Annotated in this window: 20 protein-coding genes; 9 read left to right on the plus strand and 11 right to left on the minus strand. The window is 68.6% G+C overall.

Going from position 1 to position 19,293, the window contains the following annotated elements:
* Nucleotides 1-909: 909 nt before the first annotated feature.
* Nucleotides 910-3,603 carry a DEAD/DEAH box helicase gene (locus tag IE264_RS33270; RefSeq protein WP_078657684.1) on the plus strand — a complete coding sequence of 898 codons (2,694 nt, stop codon included), beginning with the start codon at nucleotides 910-912 and terminating at the stop codon, nucleotides 3,601-3,603.
* A gap of 76 nt (nucleotides 3,604-3,679) precedes the next feature.
* Here IE264_RS33270 and IE264_RS38485 read toward each other — a convergent pair whose 3' ends face one another.
* Nucleotides 3,680-3,808 (minus strand): hypothetical protein, encoded by a 129-nt coding sequence (locus IE264_RS38485; RefSeq protein WP_267064037.1) that lies wholly within the window; start codon nucleotides 3,806-3,808, stop codon nucleotides 3,680-3,682.
* A 130-nt stretch (nucleotides 3,809-3,938) separates the two neighbouring features.
* Here IE264_RS38485 and IE264_RS33275 point away from each other — a divergent pair, with 130 nt between their 5' ends.
* The 4 genes from IE264_RS33275 to tpg all read left to right on the plus strand — a co-directional run bounded on the left by IE264_RS33275 (nucleotide 3,939) and on the right by tpg (nucleotide 6,372).
* A complete protein-coding gene (locus IE264_RS33275; protein ID WP_032760965.1) occupies nucleotides 3,939-4,316 on the plus strand; it encodes a helix-turn-helix domain-containing protein in 378 nt (125 codons plus the stop codon).
* Entirely contained in the window at nucleotides 4,316-4,894 is a 579-nt protein-coding gene (locus IE264_RS33280) for an ImmA/IrrE family metallo-endopeptidase (RefSeq protein WP_032760964.1), read from the plus strand. Before IE264_RS33275 ends, IE264_RS33280 begins: the two co-directional genes overlap by 1 nt.
* Nucleotides 4,895-5,053: 159 nt before the next feature.
* The gene (locus IE264_RS33285; RefSeq protein ID WP_032760962.1) at nucleotides 5,054-5,584 is read left to right on the plus strand and encodes a GNAT family N-acetyltransferase; all 531 of its coding nucleotides are present in this window, start codon (nucleotides 5,054-5,056) and stop codon (nucleotides 5,582-5,584) included.
* A gap of 230 nt (nucleotides 5,585-5,814) precedes the next feature.
* Nucleotides 5,815-6,372 (plus strand): telomere-protecting terminal protein Tpg, encoded by a 558-nt coding sequence (tpg, locus tag IE264_RS38810; protein WP_078657683.1) that lies wholly within the window; start codon nucleotides 5,815-5,817, stop codon nucleotides 6,370-6,372.
* 32 nt (nucleotides 6,373-6,404) lie between these two features.
* On the opposite strand, the gene IE264_RS33295 is transcribed toward tpg, so the two are convergent.
* The 10 genes from IE264_RS33295 to IE264_RS33335 all read right to left on the minus strand — a co-directional run bounded on the left by IE264_RS33295 (nucleotide 6,405) and on the right by IE264_RS33335 (nucleotide 16,072).
* Entirely contained in the window at nucleotides 6,405-7,268 is an 864-nt protein-coding gene (locus IE264_RS33295; RefSeq protein WP_229887887.1) for a hypothetical protein, read from the minus strand.
* On the minus strand, nucleotides 7,265-7,516 hold the full coding sequence (locus tag IE264_RS38220) for a hypothetical protein (protein WP_229887888.1): 252 nt from the start codon (nucleotides 7,514-7,516) through the stop codon (nucleotides 7,265-7,267). Before IE264_RS38220 ends, IE264_RS33295 begins: the two co-directional genes overlap by 4 nt.
* A 13-nt stretch (nucleotides 7,517-7,529) precedes the next feature.
* Complete coding sequence (locus IE264_RS33300) at nucleotides 7,530-8,273, minus strand: AAA family ATPase (protein WP_032760959.1); 744 nt, start codon at nucleotides 8,271-8,273, stop codon at nucleotides 7,530-7,532.
* Nucleotides 8,273-9,889, minus strand: coding sequence for a TnsB C-terminal domain-containing protein (locus IE264_RS33305; RefSeq protein ID WP_373301949.1), 1,617 nt, complete (start codon nucleotides 9,887-9,889; stop codon nucleotides 8,273-8,275). The genes IE264_RS33300 and IE264_RS33305 overlap by 1 nt, the downstream gene beginning before the upstream one ends.
* A 136-nt stretch (nucleotides 9,890-10,025) precedes the next feature.
* Entirely contained in the window at nucleotides 10,026-11,333 is a 1,308-nt protein-coding gene (locus IE264_RS38490) for an AAA family ATPase (RefSeq protein WP_267884134.1), read from the minus strand.
* Between the two features lie 184 nt (nucleotides 11,334-11,517).
* Entirely contained in the window at nucleotides 11,518-12,312 is a 795-nt protein-coding gene (locus IE264_RS33315) for a pentapeptide repeat-containing protein (RefSeq protein ID WP_158706609.1), read from the minus strand.
* A gap of 805 nt (nucleotides 12,313-13,117) precedes the next feature.
* Nucleotides 13,118-14,350, minus strand: a complete 1,233-nt coding sequence (locus IE264_RS33320) for a hypothetical protein (protein WP_032760954.1) — start codon at nucleotides 14,348-14,350, stop codon at nucleotides 13,118-13,120.
* A gap of 41 nt (nucleotides 14,351-14,391) precedes the next feature.
* On the minus strand, nucleotides 14,392-15,297 hold the full coding sequence (locus IE264_RS33325) for a hypothetical protein (RefSeq protein ID WP_032760953.1): 906 nt from the start codon (nucleotides 15,295-15,297) through the stop codon (nucleotides 14,392-14,394).
* Between the two features lie 113 nt (nucleotides 15,298-15,410).
* Entirely contained in the window at nucleotides 15,411-15,875 is a 465-nt protein-coding gene (locus IE264_RS33330; protein ID WP_032760968.1) for a hypothetical protein, read from the minus strand.
* Nucleotides 15,876-15,916: 41 nt separating this feature from the next.
* Entirely contained in the window at nucleotides 15,917-16,072 is a 156-nt protein-coding gene (locus tag IE264_RS33335; protein ID WP_190167763.1) for a hypothetical protein, read from the minus strand.
* 279 nt (nucleotides 16,073-16,351) lie between these two features.
* Here IE264_RS33335 and IE264_RS33340 point away from each other — a divergent pair, with 279 nt between their 5' ends.
* From IE264_RS33340 to IE264_RS33355, 4 genes are read left to right on the plus strand one after another with little or no spacing between them, the layout of a single operon-like run.
* Nucleotides 16,352-16,762 carry a four-helix bundle copper-binding protein gene (locus IE264_RS33340; RefSeq protein ID WP_032760952.1) on the plus strand — a complete coding sequence of 137 codons (411 nt, stop codon included), beginning with the start codon at nucleotides 16,352-16,354 and terminating at the stop codon, nucleotides 16,760-16,762.
* Nucleotides 16,763-16,821: 59 nt separating this feature from the next.
* A complete protein-coding gene (locus tag IE264_RS33345; protein ID WP_032760950.1) occupies nucleotides 16,822-18,666 on the plus strand; it encodes a thiamine pyrophosphate-requiring protein in 1,845 nt (614 codons plus the stop codon).
* 53 nt (nucleotides 18,667-18,719) lie between these two features.
* Nucleotides 18,720-18,953, plus strand: a complete 234-nt coding sequence (locus IE264_RS33350; RefSeq protein ID WP_032760949.1) for a hypervirulence associated TUDOR domain-containing protein — start codon at nucleotides 18,720-18,722, stop codon at nucleotides 18,951-18,953.
* On the plus strand, nucleotides 18,950-19,291 hold the full coding sequence (locus IE264_RS33355) for a DUF3140 domain-containing protein (protein WP_032760945.1): 342 nt from the start codon (nucleotides 18,950-18,952) through the stop codon (nucleotides 19,289-19,291). Before IE264_RS33350 ends, IE264_RS33355 begins: the two co-directional genes overlap by 4 nt.
* Nucleotides 19,292-19,293: the final 2 nt, after the last annotated feature.

The following is a 19,293-nucleotide window of genomic DNA, read 5'->3' on the forward strand; positions in this document are numbered from 1 at the left end:
CCCGCGGAGCGGGTACCACATCGCTGCGCGATGTGCAAGCGGAGGCGGTCGCTGCGCTCCCGCTGCCCTCGCGGTGCGAGGGCGCCCACCTTCGCTGCGCTCCAGTGGGCAGTGGGGCCGGCCGCTGCGCGCCCGGCTGGCCCGCGCGGTGCGCGGCCCTGGATGCGGTGTGTGATGGTGCGGATATTTGGTTCTGCAGTAGGAGAGTTGGGAGGAGCGCGGGGCGCTCCTGGCGGGTCCGCTGCGCTCCCCCGCCTGACGGTTCTTCCGGCTGCGCCTCCAGAACCTTGAGGGCCCGCGATGCGGGCCGGGCTGGCTACGAGGGTGAGGGCCGCTCGTTCGTGTTGGGTTCCAGCATAGCGGGTGCATCCGAGATTGGGCATGTATCGTTGGCGAAAATGTGAGACATGCTGGATCTGGAGGATGAGCATGCAAAGTCTACTGACGTTACTAGGGGCGGTCCTCGGTGGAAGTTTGGTTCTCTTAGGTGACCTGATTCGCCGGAGAGTTGAGAGGAGGAAGGCGAACGTAACTCGGCTTGTAGAGGCAAGCTCGCGACTCTCATCCATGTACAACCGGCTTTGCGGAGAAATTCTTGACGCGGCTATAGCCGGTGTAGCTGTTACGGATCTGGCTATCCCGGATCCTCTTCGCTTTGAGCTGGTAACCCAGTTTTATATGACTCCTGGCAGTGAGCAGCTCCGCTCCCGTGCGTCGCGTCTGATTGGTGCGTACGGCCAACTCCGGGATGCATATGGTACCGATTCGGCTTGGGCTGCGGCGAGGGACGAACATGGTTTGGCATTGCGGGAGTTCGAGTCTGCTGTTCGCGAAATTGTGCACCGTGATCACATCTGACGCCTAACTTGAGCGTATTCATTGCCGAAATCGTAGAGGTGGGAAAAATCCGTGATTCAGCTCAAGGAACACCAGCTGGAACAAAAGTCGGCGTTTCGTAAGTGGGTGGGATTCCCTGCAAGATCATCTGTGCCCCCGCAGGGTGCCCGTGGCACGCTCGTGTCAGCGACCGGCTCAGGCAAGACGATCACGGCCTCCGCGTGCGCGCTGGAGAGCTTCGCGGACGGCCGGATCCTCGTTACCGTCCCCACCCTGGACCTCCTCGCGCAGACCGCACAGGCGTGGCGCCTGGTGGGCCACCGAGCCCCGATGGTCGCGGTGTGCTCGCTGGAGAACGACGCGGTGCTCAACTCGCTGGGCGTGCGCACCACGACGAACCCGATCCAGCTCGCCCTGTGGGCCGGGTCCGGGCCGGTCGTCGTGTTCGCCACGTACGCCTCTCTCGTGGACCGCGAGGACATCAACGCACCAGCGGGCCAGCGGAAGGTTCGCGGGCCGCTGGAGGCCGCCCTGACGGGCGGAGAGCGGTTGTACGGACAGCGCATGGACGGCTTTTCGCTCGCGATCGTGGACGAGGCGCACGGAACCGCTGGTGATCTTGGGCGGCCGTGGGCGGCGATCCACGACAACCAGCGCATCCCTGCGGACTTCCGCCTCTACCTGACCGCGACCCCGCGCATCCTCGCCGCACCCCGCCCCCAGAAGGGCACCGATGGCCAAGAGACGGAGATCGCGAGCATGGCCGACGACCCAGACGGCCTCTTCGGCGCCTGGCTCCCCGGCGCGGAGCTCGGGCTCTCAGAGGCGATCGAGCGGGAAATCCTTGCTGGGTTCGAGATCGACGTCCTGGAGATCCGCGACCCCGCCCCCGTCAACGGGGAGTCGGAAGAGGCGCGGCGAGGCCGGCGCCTGGCGCTCCTGCAGACCGCGCTTTTGGAGCACGCGGCGGCGTACAACCTGCGTACGGTCATGACCTTCCACCAGAAGGTCGAAGAAGCCCGCGCGTTCGCGGACAAGCTCCCCGAGACCGCAGCCGCCCTCCACATGAACGACGCCTCGAACGAGGACCTGGCGGCCGCGGACAAGCTGCCGAAGTCGTCGATCGACGCGGAGTTCTACGAGCTGGAGGCCGGCCGCCACGTACCCCCGGACCGGGTGTGGTCGGCATGGCTGTGCGGCGACCACCTCGTATCCGAACGCCGCGAGGTCCTGCGCCAGTTCGCCAACGGCATCGACGCGGACGGGCGCCGGGTCCACCGCGCCTTCCTCGCGTCCGTTCGCGTGCTGGGGGAAGGCGTGGACATCACCGGCGAACGGGGAGTCGACTCGATCTGCTTCGCGGACACCCGAGGCTCCCAGGTCGAGATCGTCCAGAACATCGGCCGCGCGCTCCGCCTCAACAAGGACGGCTCCACGAAGGTCGCCCGCATCATCGTGCCGGTGTTCCTGGAGCCGAACGAGGACCCCACCGACATGGTCGCCAGCGCCTCGTTCCGCCCCCTGGTAGCCGTACTACAGGGCCTGCGCTCGCATGACGAACGCCTGGTCGAACAGCTCGCTTCCCGCGCGCTCACGAGCGGGAAGCGCAAGATCCACGTCCAACGCGACAAGGACGGGCGGATCGTCGGGTCCGGCGGCGAAATCGACGGCGAGGACCAGGAGCCGGGCGACGAGACCGACGCCGCCGCCGAGTCCGCGCTGCTGCACTTCTCCACCCCGCGCGACGCCGCCACCATCGCCGCGTTCCTCCGAACGCGGGTCTACCGGCCCGAATCGCTGGCCTGGCTGGAGGGCTACCAGGCCCTGATCCGATGGCGGGCCGAGAACGAGATCACCGGCCTCTGCGCCGTCCCGTACGGCGTCGAGGTCGAGGTCGGCGCGACGAAGGCATTCCCGCTGGGCCGATGGGTCCATCAGCAGCGGAAATCCCTGCGGGCCGGGGAACTCGATCCGCACCGCAAGGAACTCCTGGACGCACCCGAGGCCGGGATGGTCTGGGAGCCCGGCGAGGAAGCCTGGGAGAACAAGCTCGCCGCGCTCCGCTCCTACCGGCGGGCGACCGGGCACCTCGCACCACGTCAGGACGCGGTGTGGGGTGAGGGCGAGGCGATGGTGCCCATCGGGCAGCACCTCGCCAACCTCCGGCGCAAGGGCGGCCTGGGCAAAGACCCGGAGCGCGCGGCGGAACGGGCGGCGCAGCTGGCGGCGATCGACGAGGACTGGAACTGCCCCTGGTCGCTGAACTGGCAACGCCTCTACCGCGTGCTCGCCGACCTCGTCGACGCCGACGGAACCCTCCCCTACATCGCCCCCGGCGTACTCATGGACGGTGATGACATCGGCGCCTGGAGGTGGAAACAGCAGAACGCGGGCGTCCAGGCGCAGCTGATGCCGCAGCAGCGCGAGCGGCTGGCCGCGCTGGGCATTCCCGTCGTTGAGCCCACCTCTCCCGCCCCGGCAGCACCCCGTACGACGAAGGTCAAGGCGAAGGGGCCGGGCAGGGCGCAGGCGGCGTTCCAGCGAGGTCTCGCGGCCCTCACACAGTGGGTCGAGCGGGAAGGCGCCGACCGGCCGGTGCCTCGTGGCACGGTCGTCGAGGTCGCCGTCGACGGCGAGACCGAGCCGGTGCCGGTGAAGCTCGGTGTATGGGTCTCGAACACAAAATCGAGAAGGGACCGGCTGGACACCGACCAGCTCGCCGCCCTCGCCAAGCTCGGCATGGACTGGGCGAAGGCATCTGCCTGAACGGAAGAGAGGGTTCACCGTCGCCCGGTGAACCCTCTCTTCGGGATGGATGTGCGGACGGGCTCCGTCCACACACCTACTTCTTCTTGGGGGTCTCGTTGACCGTGGTCTTGGGGTGACGCTTGACGGTGGACTGCTTGACGAACTTGCCGGTGATCGCGCTGCGTCCGCGGCCGCTGCTGGAGGTGGATGCCTTCTTGGGCATGGTGAGTTACTTCCTTTCGAGTTAACCTCACTGTCTCGATGTCGAAACAATACGTCGAGACTAGATCAGCACTGTTGTGATAGTCAAACAGTGTTTCGAAAGTGACTCCCTTGGGATCGGAAGGACCGAAGTGGCCAAGGACCAAATCGACGTCGAGGCGCTCTACTCGGCGCTCGACGCCCAACGAACCGCCCGCGGGCTCTCGTGGCGGCAACTGGCCAAGGAACTCCAGGTCAGCCCGTCCTTGCTCTCCCGGATGGCCAACGGACTGCGCCCAGACGCGGACGCCTTCATCACCCTGGTGCAGTGGCTCGGAGTCCCGGCCGAGCAGTTCGCGGTGGGGGGTGACGCGACCGCGCAGCGAGAGGAGCCGGAACTGGTCACGCAAATCGGATCATTGCTCCGGGCCCGTAAGGACCTCGAACCCGAGGACGTCGCGTATCTGGAGACCGTCATCAACGCCACGGTGCGCCGTGTGAAGACCTTGCCCCGGGACAAGGAGGCGTAGTGCGAAGAGGGTTCAAGGCAGAGGCGAAACGCCTGGCACTGGAAGTCAGAGAAGAGCTCGGCGTCACGGCGCACGAGGCGATGGACCCGTACGCACTCGCGGAGCTCTACGGCATCGACGTCTTCACCTTGCACGACGTCGCTCAAGACCACTCCGAAGCGACGGCCGCTCTTCGCCACTTCACCGAGATCCGTCCCGATGTCTTCTCCGCAGCAGTCCTGTGCCTGGGTCCCCGCCGGGTGATCGTGGAGAACTCCGGGCACGAACGTCCCCGGCGGGCATCCACTCTCGCGCACGAGATGTCGCACATCCTCCTTGAGCACGCGTTCACCACACTGCTCCGTACCTCTGGACGTGAGTGCCGCAACAGCGACCACGACCAGGAGAGCGAGGCGGCAGAGCTCTCCGGGGAGCTGCTCCTCCCCTCGGATGCAGCCCGCCGGCTGGCCTACAACGGCGTACCCGACGAATCCGTAGCCGACCGCTTCGGCATCAGCACCGAGTTCGCGCGCTGGCGGATGAATGCGACGGGTGCCCGGCTCATAGCTCAGCGCGCGAAGGCCCGAAGCGGCCGCTGATTACAACGCCACCGAGACCTATCCGACAGGCGGTCCTCCAAGGACCGTCGCCTTGTTCCTGGCGGACCCACCCCGCCCAGTCTTTGCTGTCGGCTCGGTGAGGCAAAGACTGTCAGCACGAGCGATATTCCGCGCCGACGGCCCTGCGATACTCAGACCGTGGCCTTGATCCGCGACATCACCGAGGTCGACCACTCGGTGGTGGAAGAACTCCTGGACTCTACTGGCCTCACCATCTCCGGGCCCTACGACCCCGAGGGCATGGAGGTCGTCGTGGCCGAGGTCTGCGGAACTGTTGTCGGGGTCGCCGAGTTCCATCTCCACTGCGATTTCGGACACGACGAAGGCCGGGAGACGCATGTCGGCGAGCAGGCGTTCGTCTTGACCGTGGCCGTTGCCAATGCCTGCCGTCGCAGCGGAGTCGGCCGCGCGCTCCTCACCGAGGTAGCCCGCCGAGCCCACGAAGCCGGACATACTTTCCTGGCCCTGGTCCCACAGGACGGCGACGATGCAGCCAGTCGGCTGGCATTCTTCCGGGCATGCGGGCTAAAGCTGCTCAAGCCCTACGGGTCCGACCAGCCGGGCGCGGCCTGGGGCTGCCCGGTCTCGGAGATCTTCGGCGCGAGCGTGGCAGGGCCAAAGCGCGCTGAGCTCTCAAAGGGACACGCCCTGGGTGGAGCTCCCGCCTAGCCCCTCTTGGGGACTCGATACCAGAACGACAACACCGGGATGTCGGCGACGTCCGTCGTCACCTGAGCCGCCAACTTGTCGCCGGTGCTCGCCCAAGGCTCGTAGCTTGCGTCAGCCAGCGCTGTCCCAAGAACGCAGAAACCTGGCAGGCAGTGGCAGACGACCTGGGAGAACTGACACGACAGACTGCAGGTGCCGGCCTTGCCGACTGGCGGCTTCGGGAGGCAGATGTGGGACAGATCGAGCAGGGGTTGGAGCGCGCATTGCGCACCCGTCCCGTTCCTTCAAGCAACGAGGCCCGCCTGCGGTTTCTGCTGGCATCACATGGTGGTTCCACTCGGAGGGTAGCCGCCGTGCTAGGGGTGTCCCAGCGCACCGTGCAGCGGTGGGTGACGAAGAAGCCAGGAGCTCGTCGTCCCCCGGGTCCGCCGCATCTCCGATCGATCGAGGAAGCGGTCCGGGCTCGTTGGCAGCCCCGGATACGAGCCCGTCGGCGTGCCCAGGCAGAGGCAGAGGGGTTCGTCTTCCATACCAGGGCGCGGTTCGGGTTTGCTGCTGCGGCAGGTTCTTCGGACGATCCGCGGGTGCGGTGGATCACCCAGGATCTGCCGGGAGAGGTAGCCCGGGAGCTGTTCGCCGCTCGGGACGCCGGTGCGGGCGAGCAGCAGCAGACGGTGATCCTCGCCCGCGCGCTGGGACACAGCTACTTCCGCGAATGGGGCCGTCGGGCCCACGGTCTACACATCGTCTTCAGCGACGTCGAGTTCGCCGACTTCTCGATCGACTGAGCCTGCCCCTTCGAGCGGCCGTGTCAGGGTGTTCAGGGTCGTGAGTGCCTGACGCGACTTGTCGGCACCGCTTCGTACCGCTCGGCTTCCTGCCGCTCGCGCCAGTCCCACTCCACACGGCCGACCATGCCTTTGCGGCGGGCTGCGGGCGGCTGAGGCGGGCGCAGCTTGGCCGTCTCCGCCACGCGCAGCAGGTGCGCACGGTCACCTGGCGCGGCGAGCAGTTCCTGGTCCTCGCCGGAGACGAGCCGGGTGAAGCAGGCCGCCGCTCGCAGGAAGACGCTGGCCCAGGGTGGTACGGGGTGGGCGGCGCAGCCGTCGGTGTAGCGGGCGCGGTCATGGAGGGCGAGCGTGGCCGCGGCGGTGTCGTAGTCGCGGGGGCGTGCGGTGGCGAGTTGTTGGAGGGAGGCGCCGGTGAAAAGCGCGGCGGCAACGGCCGCAGCCAGGCGAGGATGTGCGGTCGCCGCGTGCAGTCGGTGGGCGACTTTCTGGGCGGTGAGCGCGGTGAGAGGCACGGGCGGTGGGCGGTGCCGCCAGATGATCGGAGGCGGGGTGCACGGATCGGTGCAGGAGCGGGGGCTGTCGTAAGAGATGAGGCGTTCCAGTGCGGGCAGGGTGAGCCACCGGCCGGCCGTCCCGGCGGACTCATCTGCGAGCGGGGGTTCGGCGATAGGCATGCCGTAGTAGTGGCGGCGGGCTGCGTCGAGGTCGGTGGTGAGGGAGTAGTCGGCCGTCCGCAGGGCCTGGTACAGGGCGGCGGGAAGGCGGGGACGGTGGCAGACCAGGGTCAAGTGGATACCTGTGAGGGCACGCAGCTCAAGGAGTCGCATTGTGCGGTGGGTGGTGAGGCGGTGGGCGCGCAGGACGGTCAGCCGGGTGACGGGCAGGGCGGTCATCCAGGCCGTGACGGCTTCCCAGGCGGGCTGACGACCGCCTGAAAGCGGCCGGTGAGCAGGGGCGGTTTGTTCAGGGCGGCGAGAAGGTCGTGGGCGAGGCCGGTCTCGCTGCTGGTGCCCGGTCCGGGGTGCAGCGTGATCCGGCCGGACGGCGGATGGTGGGCGGCCAGGGCGGTGTGGGTGTGGATGACGTCGTCATCGCGGTCGATGACCACGGTGACGGACGGCGGCCGCGTGGCGGGAGGCATGGCGGTGTGGTGGTCAGCCAAGGCGGCTGAAGGCCCAGCGCAGCAGTTCCTGATCCACACGGGGGCGGCCGGAGCGTGCCAGGGCGGTGCGGGTGTGCGCGGTCAGCTGGGCCCAGGCGCGGAAGTTGCCGTGCGCGGCGTGCTGGTCGGCGAACGTGATGTCCTCGGGGTCGGCGTCGGCCCAGATCGGGTGGAACAGCGGGATGACGTCGAGGACCTCGCTGGGGGTGAGGCGGGTGAAGTGCTGCCAGATGAAGATGCGAGAGGAGAGCATCGGTTCGCGGCGCAGCACGGTGTGGCAGCCCTCGCCGCCGACGAAGATGATCGCGAGCTGGGTTGAGGGTTCGTCCCACAGGTAGCGGAAGTACTCGAACGCCTCCCCGTTAAGCCACTGGGCCTCATCCACGAGGAAGGTACGGGAGCGCTCGGCCAGAGCGGTCTTCAGCAGACGGTCGAACTCGCTGGGGTGGCGCGGCGGCTCGCCGGGCAAGTCGAGCGCGGTGAACAGCTCGTAGCGCACCGCACGGGCGGTGGGACGGGCCCGGAAGGTGACCCGGCGGACATCCTCGCCCGGTTCGAGCTCGCGCAGGCAGGTGTTGACCGCGAGCGTCTTACCGAAGCCGGCGCCGCCGTGGATACACATCATCGCGCGGGCAGCGACCGTATCGCCGATGTTCTCCCGCGCGGTGAGCAGAGCGCGGGTGGTGACCACGGAAGCGTCGGGCAAGTCGACGTACTGGTAGGTGGCCGCAGTCATCAGGCATCTCCATCTTCGTCGGTGGGGGGAGGTGCGCCCCGCCGGGGGGCCGGGCCGTCCGGGACTACAGGGGCGGAGTCACGGCTGGACGGGAGCGGGGCGGGCCGGGCCGCCGTGGTCAGCGCAGCCAGGGAAGCAGGGGTGCGCCAGTCGGCCGGGGGCGCGGCGGGCGGGATGAGGTCCGGCATCGCCAGACCCGACAGGTCGGTGCCAGCGGCCTGGGCGAGCTCGGCCTCGGCCTGCGCGGTGGTCAGCGCGCCGAGCCGCCGGGGCGCCTCCGGCTGGTTCACGGCTGCATAGCGCTCGCGCTGTGAGGCCTCCAGGTCCTTCTTCAGGCGGCGGGCGCGGGCGGCCCGTGCCCGCCGTACGGCGCTGACCTGTTCCTCAGTGGCCTGATCTGCCAGATCCGCGGGACCGAGGTAGCGGCCCGTGGTGGCGTGGTAGACCTCGATGCGGTGGTCGTGATGGGGCATGAAACGGACCCGGACCTGGATCCCGGACTGACCGGTCATCCACGGCCCCACGTAGTCGCGATTCTTGAAGCGGATACCGCTGCTTGTCAGCATGCGGGTGCCGGCGTCTTCCAGGGTGAACGTCCACAAATCTGCGGCCGGTACGTCCCGCAGCGGGGTGGGATCGTCCTGCCACGCATCAAGCGGCGTCCTGCCCCGCAACGGCGCCGGACGGTGCTCGGTGTTCCACCACAGCGTCCAATCCAGCAGCCGGGCGGTGAAGTCCTCGAAGCCAAGCAGCACCTCGTCCTTCGGACGGGAAGCACGCTTACCGGGGCGCGGCTGGCGGGCGTAGCCGGGCAGCGCGGCCAGGAACATGCCTTCTACCGCCCGGTTCAGGCCCTCCACCGTGCCCTTGAGGTGCGGGGTGTAGGCGGGCAGGTCCTCCACCGTCACGTCCAGGAGATCGAACGCTGCGGTCACCGTCCGGGACAGGAAGTCCTTGCCACGGTCCACCCGCACCTTCTCGGGCAGGCCGCCAAACAGGCCGTAGGGGTCCTCGCGCAGGACAGCGGAGCGCAGCGCGGCCAGCACCGACTCCCGCGACGGATGCACCGGTGTCACCGCGACACCGGTGATCGCGTTGGTGGCGCAGTCGGTGAACCACGTGATCCACGGCCTGCGAGCCCTGCCCTCGACATCGACCAGAACAGGTGCCTGCATGTGGTCGGTCTCCCACACCTGGTTCCGCCAGCCCCGCGGCCTGGCCAGGAACACATCATGCTTAAGCGCCGCCCGCTCTCCACCCGCGAGCCCGGCCCGCTCCCCCGGCGTCAGATCACGGCGAATCGCCCGGTGCAACGTCGTCAGCGACGGCGCGTCTGCAGACGGGGACTGCCTGGCAGCGCGCAGGACCAGCTCGCGATGAACCGCCCGCACGTTCCCCTTCCACAACGCCAGCAGTCCACGGATCTCGGGCGTGACCGTGAACCTCGCATCGGCCCGGGAGCGCGCACCGGGATAGGCGGCTGCAGTCTCATCGCTCTGAGCAGCGGCCAGCCAGCGCCACACCGTGCGCTCCGACGCCCCCAGCGCGTCCGCAGCCACTCGTACATGACCTGTTGTCAGGTTTCCCCCGTCCCGCAGGGCGAGCAGCCTCCGCACCGCAGGGCCACGCATTGCCGTCCTTGACGCCGCGGGCAGTCCGCCGGCTGCGCGGACCGCGTCACCGTCCTCCATGTCAGCTCCTTCACGCGGTTGGGACATCTATGTGTGCCGGCCGCCGAAGCGTGCGCTGGGTTCACAGCGGCGGCGCGACCCGCTGGCACAGCCGCCCCAGCAAGGCCCGGTCGGCGACCGCGTCAGCGGTGGTGAGCAACACGTTCTGCAGGTGTGTGGTCAAAGCGGCCCAAGTCCGGAGCGTGCCGTGTGTCGACGTCTGGTCGATCCATGTCAGGTCCTCGGCCGAGACAGTGCGCCACAGCGGATGGAAGCCGGTCACCACGGCTGTCACTTCCGTTGCGGCCAGACGTGGAACCTCCTGCCACGCGCCGATGCGTGACGCCAGCTGCGGCAGCCGGGCCAGCGCCCGCTCGGTGCCCGCCCCGCACAGCACCAGCGTGACCCGTGTGCCCGGGTGGTCCCACAGGCTCTGTAGGTACTCCAGGCACGGCACGGGCAGGCGCTGTGCCTCATCGATCACGATCACCCGCGCCTCGCCCAGAGCCCCCGTAACTGCGGCGTCGGCGAGCGCCGATGTGTGCGGGAAGCGGCCCGGCAGTGCCAGAGCGTCGAACACCGCCCGCCTCATTCCGGCCACCGACGGGCGCACCGGCACCGGCACCCACGTCACCTTCCAGCCCGCAGGCACTGCGCGGAGCGCCATCCGCACAGCCGCGGTCTTGCCCCGGCCCGGGTCACCGAACACACACACCGCGCCCTCGGCCGCCATTGCCTGCCCGACCGCCTCGGCCACCGCCCGCACCGACGACGTCTCCACCAGCCGAGCCCCCGCCGGCAACGCCACACCCTCCAGCGTGCCGCTCTCCCCCGACGGCACGCCCGAGACCGCCTCCGGCGCAGGGTGCGGCGGCCGGCGCGCAGCCACCTTCGCCGCGCCGCCCTCCCGCGGCCCGGCCAGAGCGAGGTCAGCCAGCGCCTGCCTCGTCTGCTGCTCCTCCCGCTCCCTGCGCACCACCGCACGGTCCGGCAATACCCTGCCGGCCTGAAGGTCCCGGTGCACCACCCGGTACAACGACGCCGGCGAAGGCACCTCGCCCCCGACCCGCTTCAAGTACCGGTGCAGCACCGCCACGTTCCCGCCCGCCTGCGCCAGCACCTCCCATGCCTGGTCGGACAACTCCAACCGGGCCCGACGCCTGCGCTCCACACGCCCCTCGGTCCGCGCCGCCTCCAGCCACCGCCACACCGTCCGTGCGGTCACCCCACCGACCTGTGCGCCCGCACGCACATGCGCCGTCGTCAACGCCCCGGCCGCATCGAGCTCCATCAGCCGCGCCACCAGCACCGGCCGGGACACCCTCAACCCCGCCGTAATCTCACCCCACACGCCCGGCTCGCCCACCGAAAAACCCTCCGCCGCAGACACCGACCCCACCACCGTGCAGCCGCGCAGCCCTCTAAAGGATCAGAAGTGCCGTTCCCGAGACAGCGGAGTGGAGTGGGGTGTACCGACCCATGACAGCCATGAAGGCACCAGGTACCGCCCCGTGTCAGTGACCACACCCTCCCTCAACACCCAACCAGCGGAAACGGCTAGTCCTGACGTCCCGTCACTGACACCACACACCGACACCAACCCGGCACATCGCACTTAGGTCAGCGCCTCCAAAGCGGGCACGGCGAAAGTTGGCCCGCTCAAAGTCGAGTCCAGTCAAATCCGTACGTCTCAGATCTATTCGTGCTGCTTCTCTGCGCATGGGGCGGCGTCCGAGCACCGTGATGGCAGCCTGCACGGGTTCGTCAGGCCGAGGAACACCAAGGCCAATTCCAGCGTGTTGGCGCACGAAGGCCGCTAGGACGGTTACCACCGTGTCGTGGTCGTCTTCACTGTCGCGCATAATGCGCTCTAGACTGTAGATGGCTCCCAGTCGTTGTGTGTCGTCTTGAGAACTCAGCAGCTTAATTGCTTCGACATAGCGGCCTGTGACTTGTCCCTCTCGAGCAATCCGCGCCTGCTCTGCTTCTCGATCGGCCGACATCTTGATCGTGATCTCGAACTGTTTCTGGTTTTCGGCGAACTGCTCTTGTGCATGCTGGAAATTCTCGCGTTCCAGACGGTGTTTCTCGCGGGTGTAGTAGAGCCCGGCCGCAGTGAAGCCGCCGGCAGCGATGGCGACGAGCATGGTGCGGAAGCCGGTGACGATGATCCCGGCTGACGAGACAAGCTCTCCGTTTCTATCGCGCAGGTGGTGGCCTTCGAACCACCAAGGCGCCCATACGAGCAGCACGATGAAGGCGGCCGCCCCGGCTATGGCTGCAGTCCAGGCCCATCGTGGGTGGCGTTTGCGCCACGGTTCGCGCTTCCGCTCGGGCTCAGTCTGACCCGTGTCTGGCTCGTCGCTCATGCCCGGCATGATGTCCCTCTGGTGGGCACGGCATGCGGCGAACAGGACTGTTCAGAGCTGAAGTTGAGAGTTCTGCCAACTACCGAGGTATCGCGGGTTGGGGCGTGCAGCTTGTCCCAGGGGCGAAAAAGCCACCAACCACTCCGTGCTGGACGGACAGCAGCAGCCGCGGGGTCGTGACCTGCCGCGCCACAATCCAGCCCCTACGACCACCTAACGTGCGTCTCCGCACTGCTGACGCCCGTCCCCTGCTCCCAGTACACGCTCAAGAGCGGGTACTGAGGATCATCGGAGGAAGCCGAAGAGGCCGTTCTTTTTGGCTTCTTCCCGGGCTGCGGCGCGGGATCCGCCGGCGGACCGGCGGGCGGCGGAGACGGTGCGGTGCGGACGGCCTGGCGGACCACGGCACGCACGGTCGGCTCATCGAGGGCCTGGAGGCCGCTGTGGGCGAGCGCGACGATTCGGCGGGTGATCAACTGCGCGACGGTGTCCGTACGGCCGGAGACGGCGATCAGGGTGCGTTGGGACAGGCCGTAGTCGAGCGCGGCCGCGGCGGCCGGGTCGGTGTCTCGCGTGCGAGACGTCCCGGGGCCGACGGCGACGGCGTCGTGCCCAGATCCCTGGCCGCCCAAGCAACCGTCGCCGTCGGGTGACCGCACGTCGACCCAGCGCGCCACCACTTGGCCGAGCGGCTTCGGCGGACACTTCTGAGCCGAAGGGGCCAGCTCGCACATCATGCCGATCGTTTCTACGGCCTCGCCGCTGGGGAGCCCAGAGTCGAGTGCCGGTGGGATCCATCCGCCGGTCACCGGTCGGAGGGCGGGGCAGAGAGACCGAGGACTCCGTCCGCGATCTTTGTTCGCTTTCCGTCATGTTCCCGGGAGAGCGTGCCGCTGTTGCAGTAGGTGCCGGCATCGGCTCGGTCTGTGGGCCCGATGCAGTCCGGGATCGTCAAAATCATTGTCGTGCTGCGGTCCAACTGGCGTGCCACCGTCGCTGGTTGGGTGCCCGCTGCCGCCCACCGTTCGCCGTCCAGTCGCCAAAGTGTCGAGGGGCGGTGAACACGCCTCTTGACGTCCTCCGAGTCCGCGCTGTTGTCGCAGGTCCAAGAGGAAATGGTGGCGTACAGGTGCTGGTCGGGACCCCACCACAAATCGTGCACCTCTATGCCGCCGGTGACAGCAGGAATGTAGCCGGGTGGCATGGCAGCTGACTGGTCGGTGCCGTGTACCTCGCCGTTGAGATCGAGCAGGACTATGGGGAAGGAAGTGGCGCACTCGCCGGGATTCTGCCTCACCCCCACGGCGATGCGCTCGCGGCCGTCGATGGTTGCCAGGGCTGTGGGCATGTAGGCGTTGGAGTCGAAGCGTGTGTATGAGGCGGTGATCCCTGTGCCTGCTGTCCCTTTCAGCTCGTGGAGGCGCAGTTCCATTCCTGGCTCGCCGCCGGACATGACGTATTCGCCGGTGAGCAGATGAGTGCGGGTGCCGCCCAGGAGCAAGTTCTGCCAGGTGCCGTCGCTGTCGGACGCGGGGGGGATTTGGGTGCCATGATCCGCGGGGTCGCCGGCGTCGTAGCGGACTGCCCGGGTTTCGCGGGCGTCGTTGTCCCACCGCAGGGCGATCACGTCGTGGTCGCCGACCGGGGCAAGGTCGTCGCAGTTAGGGCAGGGCCGTCGCCGTACCTCGCCCGTCTGGGCGTTCAGAGTGATGAGCTGGACACTATCGGGCTGATCGAGGAGCGCAGCGTCGGACAGGAGAGTGACCCACCGGCCGTCATGGGTCCATACGACGTCGTTCTTCGCCGAGTCGCTCAGATCGAAGACCCGGGAGACCCGGACTGGCGGGCTCTCACCCCGCACCAGCACGAATTCCCGCTCAGTGGTGTAGGCGTATACGGCACCGATCGGAGTCTGTCTCTTCGAGGCGGTTGGGCCCGCGGCCGCGACCCGATCGTCATCCGGCGATGATCCTGTCACGCGGACCACTATGACGGTCGCCGCCACGGCAAGGGCCAGAGCCAGTGCGGCCAGGGCCACCAGCTGGCGCAGAGTAATTTCCTGTCCTCCAGGCCGCCCGGTCACGGGGCTACTCCCTTCGTAGCCGCGGACCCCGGATCGACGCTGTGCCAGCCGTCCTCCCGCTCCTCGTACGCGGCCCGGTATCCGGCCGGTGGCTGACTGCCCGCGATGGCGGCAGCGGTCAAGGTAAAGGGCTTGCCCTGCCGGTCGATCTGCTCAGTGAAGACACCCTTCGCGGTGGCCACCACCAGTTCCAGGGTGAACGAGCAGCGGTAGCGTTTGCTGGCAACACCGATACTCAGCGTCTCCCGCTCCCCCGGCTCCAGGGTCAGTGTGCGTTCCTTGAAGTAGTCCCGCCCTGTCCACGTCAGTCCCGCGCCGGTACGGGCCCGCAACTGCGCCTGGGGATCGGCGGCATCGAGGTCAAGACCGAGCGCGACCGTATCGCCGCTGCCCTGTGTGTATGCCGAGAAGAAGGTGCCGTCCAGCGGTGGCCCGCACTTCTTGTGCACGTTGACGTCGGTGACCTGGACCTGTTCCGCCGCATTGCCTCGCAGCGCCAAGGTGATGGTGGCGGACTCCAATGCCGTCCCTCCATTGCGGGCATACCAGGAGTTAAACGCGGCCGAGTTCGCTGCCATATCGGAACCGAACTTCCCCAGCTCGGTCGGGGACATGTGCAGCGCGTCCGGCAGAGCGAAGTCGCCGCCGGCCAGGTCGCTGGCCGGGCCGATGACGGATGTGACCAGGACCGGCGGTGCACCGGTAGGCGCCGGGCGAGGCCGGGTATCCGTCGGCGGCTGGGCCACCTTGGGCCCATTGTCGACGTCATGGCTCTGCCACCACAGGGTGCCGCCGACAGCAAGTCCGACGACCGTCAACAGGCAGATCAGCGTGGTCCTCAGACTGACAGTTCGAGCAGCTGCGCCGTGGACGATGAGGTTGTGGGCTAAGCCGACAGCCATCCCATGATGAGAGGCGCGCACGTCGCCATGTGATCGGGCGGGCGTGTTCGCGGACAGGGGAGACGGTTCGTCGGGGGCGTTGCCTGCGTGGGCATTGCCCGTGGCCGGTTCGGCTAGCCCTGGGGCCGAACCGGCGGCGGAGGGGGGCTGAAGGTGACGTTCCCGTTGATGGTGCCGGATGCGAGCGACCCGTGTTCGGCACGGATCTGCACGTCCCGCTGGGCGTTCACGTCACCACTGCCAAACCGGGGCGCCGCCTCCGGCGCCATCAACCGACGCAGATCACGTACTGCGTTCTCCAGGTCGCCCTCGTCGAGCCGCATCAGCGTGGCAACGACTCGGTCCCGCCAGGCTGCCCGATACCGTTCGACCTCGGCTTCGGTTGGTGCACCGGAGGCAAACAACTCGGAGGCACTGGAATCGAGTTCCGCCAGCACACCCTCCTCACGACCAGCGTCGCCCCGGCCGAACCAACGGCCCAGACGGGCACGCAACCCTTGCCAGGCATCAGTTCCAGCGGCGGTCGCGACTGCCGCGCCCGTCGCCGAAGCAAGCGCCAGCAGTTCCTCGCTCAGCATGATGTCGTCCCCCCACTTCCCCCGCTCCCAACTGCTGGACTTCATTCCCAGCCGTCACCCGAGGCATACGCACCATAGCCCTCCAAGGTCCGCCCGGTCAGTGAAAATGCAAGTGCCTTCCAGCGTTGCCGTTCAAAGTGGCCAGAGTCCAGCACGATGCCGTCCACGCCGTACGCGGAGCCATCGCCGTCCAGCACGGCGAGCGGACCGTTCGGGAAGCGCGGATCCAGCGCGGGCTTCGCCGCCTTCTTCGCCGCCGGGCGGCGAGAGGACGCCGACGGACGAGCGGAACGCGCGCCTGGCCGGCCGGGGCCGCAGCGGGGGGTGCCTCCACCGTTGTGGTCACCGGTGCGGGCGCCTCGGGCGCGGCCGGGCCGGTGAAGGTCTCCGGCACCGGCTGCAGCGTGGCGACCTGAGCCTGAGCGGCGGGGGTGGCATGGGCGGGGTAGACGCCACCGACGCCACTGGAGATGCTCATGACGACCGCGATCAAGGCCATGCTCGACACCCACCCCGCCGGCCTGGGCGGTGTGGACCGCGAGAAGCTCGCCCGCTGTATCGAGGAATGCCTCGCCTGCGCTCAGACATGTACAGCGTGCGCGGACGCCTGTCTGTCGGAGGAGATGGTCGCCGGCCTCGCCCGGTGCATCCGTACCGACATGGACTGCGCCGACATCTGCCGGACGACCGCCGCCGTCCTCTCGCGGCGCACGGCGTACGACGCCGACGTCACCCGGGCGCTCCTGCGAGCCTGCGCCGCCGCCTGCCGGGCTTGTGCCGACGAGTGCGCGGCCCACGCCGGCACGCACGACCACTGCCGGATCTGCGCCGAGGTGTGCCGACGCTGCGAGCTGGTGTGCGAGGACCTCCTCACGTCCCTGGGCTGACACCAGCCGGGAGCTGGGGAGCACGGAAGAAGAGCGAGCAGGACAGGGTGGGAGATTTCATGGCCAGCACGAAGGTGTCCGACTACATCCTCCAGCGGCTGCGTGAGTGGGACGTGGACCACGTCTTCGCTTACGCCGGCGACGGCATCAACGGCCTCCTGGCGGCCTGGGGACGGGCCGGGAACAAGCCGAAGTTCATCCAGGCGCGCCACGAGGAGATGGCCGCCTTCCAGGCCGTGGGGTACGCCAAGTTCTCCGGCCGGGTGGGGGTGTGCGCGGCCACGTCGGGGCCGGGCGCGATCCACCTGCTCAACGGCCTGTACGACGCCAAGCTGGACCACGTGCCCGTGGTGGCGCTGGTGGGACAGACCAACCGCAGCGCCATGGGCGGCTCGTACCAGCAGGAAGTGGACCTGCAGAACCTCTTCAAGGACGTCGCCTCGGACTTCTGCGAGACGGCGACGGTGCCGGAGCAGCTGCCGAACCTGATCGACCGGGCGATGCGCACCGCGTACGCCAGGCGCACCGTCACCGCGGTCATCCTGCCCGCCGACGTCCAGGAGCTGGACTACACCCCGCCGACGCACGCGTTCAAGATGGTCCCCTCCAGCCTGGGCCTGAGCCGCTACGCCCCGGTGCCCGGCGACGAGGACCTCCAGCGCGCCGCCGACGTGCTGAACGCCGGGGAGAAGGTTGCCGTCCTGATCGGGCAGGGGGCCCGCGGCGCCCGGGACGAGGTGGAGCGCTTGGCGGACGTGCTCGGCGCTGGGGTGGCGAAGGCCCTGCTGGGCAAGGATTCCCTCCCCGACGACCTGCCGTATGTGACCGGCTCCATCGGGCTGCTGGGCACCCGCCCCTCGTACGACCTGATGCAGCGGTGCGACACCCTGCTGGTGATCGGTTCCAGCTTCCCGTACTCGCAGTTCCTGCCGGAGTTGGACCAGGCGCGGGCGGTCCAGATCGACATCGACCCGCACATGATCGGTCTGCGCTACCCCTTCGAGGTGAACCTCGTAGGCGACGCGCGCGAGACCTTGCAGCGGCTGCTGCCGCGCCTGCACCGCAAGGAGAACCGCGGCTGGCGGAACGAGGGCGAGGAGAACGTGACGCGCTGGTGGGAGGTCATGCAGCGCCGCGCCGCCGTGGACGCCGACCCGATCAACCCGGAGTACGTGGTCCACGCCCTGGACGGCAAGCTGCCCGACGACGTCATCCTCACCGCGGACTCCGGTTCGGCGGCCAACTGGTACGCCCGCCACCTGCGTCTGCGCGGCCGGATGCGCGGCTCCCTGTCCGGCACCCTGGCGACGATGGGACCCGGTGTCCCGTACGCCATCGGCGCCAAGTTCGCCCACTCCGACCGGCCCGCCATCGCCCTGGTCGGCGACGGCGCCATGCAGATGAACGGGATGATGGAGATGGTGACCGCGGCCAAGTACCACCACGAGTGGTCCGATCCCCGGCTGATCGTCGCCGTGCTGAACAACGGCGACCTCAACCAGGTCACCTGGGAGATGCGGGCCATGTCCGGAGCCCCGCAGTTCGAGGAGTCCCAGCACCTCCCGGACCTGCCCTACGCGGAGATCGCCAAGCACATGGGGCTGGACGGCGTGCGGGTGGAGAAGCCCAAGCACGTCGAAGCCGCGTGGGACAGGGCGCTCGCCGCCGACCGTCCCTTCGTGATCGACTTCCGGACCGACCCGGCCGTTCCGCCGATCCCGCCGCACGCCTCACTGGACCAGATCGCGGCGGCGGCCTCGGCCGTTCTGCAAGGTGACAGCGACCGCGGTTCAATGATCAAGCAGGGTCTCAAGGCGAAGGTGCAGGAGATGCTGCCCGGCAGTCGGCACCGCGCCGACCGGCCCGGGGCCGGGAAGCACGACAGCGCCGACGACAACAAGTGACGCACCCGGCGGCCCGGCAACGGCGCCGGCCGGCGAGCGGAAGGAATCTCACTATGGCCAAGAAGGGGAAGAAGCTCTCCAAGGGCGACGACGTCACCTGGCGGAGCCACGGGCAGGACGTCGAGGGGTCCGTCACCCGGAAGATCGAGAAGCGGACCGAGGCGGCCGGCCGGACGGTGGACGCCTCCAAGGACGAGCCGCAGTACGAGGTGGAGAGCGAGCGGACGGGCAAGCGGGCCGTCCACCGGCCGGAATCTCTGGACCGGAAGAAGAGCGGCGGGTCATGAGCGGCGGGAGCGACGAGGACCGCCGGGGCACGCTCGACGCCTTCGGCGAGGCCGTCAACATGACCGCGGGCGAGCTGGAGAAGTGGCTCGGCACCGGGCAGTCCCGCGAGGTGGGGCAGAAGGACGGCGGCGGGGAGTCCACCGGCCACGCCTCCGGGCGGCGGATCGTGAAGCTGCTGCGGACCCGCGAGGAGGAACTCGGCGACGCCGACCTCGCGCACATGCGCAAGGTCACCGGCTATGTGCGGCGCCACCTGGGGCAGCGCCCCGAGGGCGACGTCAGCGACACCCGCTGGCGCTACTCACTGATGAACTGGGGCCACGACCCGGAGAAGTAGCC

The sequence above is a fragment of the Streptomyces microflavus genome, assembly GCF_014650075.1.
Lineage (GTDB): Bacteria > Actinomycetota > Actinomycetes > Streptomycetales > Streptomycetaceae > Streptomyces > Streptomyces microflavus.

Coding starts and splice junctions, on each gene's coding strand:
- IE264_RS38220 (WP_229887888.1), bottom strand. CDS start 7,516: ATGCCTCCCGCCACGCGGCCGCCGTCCGTCACCGTGGTCATCGACCGC.
- IE264_RS38485 (WP_267064037.1), bottom strand. CDS start 3,808: ATGCCCAAGAAGGCATCCACCTCCAGCAGCGGCCGCGGACGCAGCGCG.
- IE264_RS33325 (WP_032760953.1), bottom strand. CDS start 15,297: ATGGCTGTCGGCTTAGCCCACAACCTCATCGTCCACGGCGCAGCTGCT.
- IE264_RS33330 (WP_032760968.1), bottom strand. CDS start 15,875: ATGCTGAGCGAGGAACTGCTGGCGCTTGCTTCGGCGACGGGCGCGGCA.
- IE264_RS33315 (WP_158706609.1), bottom strand. CDS start 12,312: ATGAGCGACGAGCCAGACACGGGTCAGACTGAGCCCGAGCGGAAGCGC.
- IE264_RS33345 (WP_032760950.1), top strand. CDS start 16,822: ATGGCCAGCACGAAGGTGTCCGACTACATCCTCCAGCGGCTGCGTGAG.
- IE264_RS33355 (WP_032760945.1), top strand. CDS start 18,950: ATGAGCGGCGGGAGCGACGAGGACCGCCGGGGCACGCTCGACGCCTTC.
- IE264_RS33350 (WP_032760949.1), top strand. CDS start 18,720: ATGGCCAAGAAGGGGAAGAAGCTCTCCAAGGGCGACGACGTCACCTGG.
- IE264_RS33340 (WP_032760952.1), top strand. CDS start 16,352: ATGACGACCGCGATCAAGGCCATGCTCGACACCCACCCCGCCGGCCTG.
- IE264_RS33295 (WP_229887887.1), bottom strand. CDS start 7,268: ATGACCGCCCTGCCCGTCACCCGGCTGACCGTCCTGCGCGCCCACCGC.
- IE264_RS33300 (WP_032760959.1), bottom strand. CDS start 8,273: ATGACTGCGGCCACCTACCAGTACGTCGACTTGCCCGACGCTTCCGTG.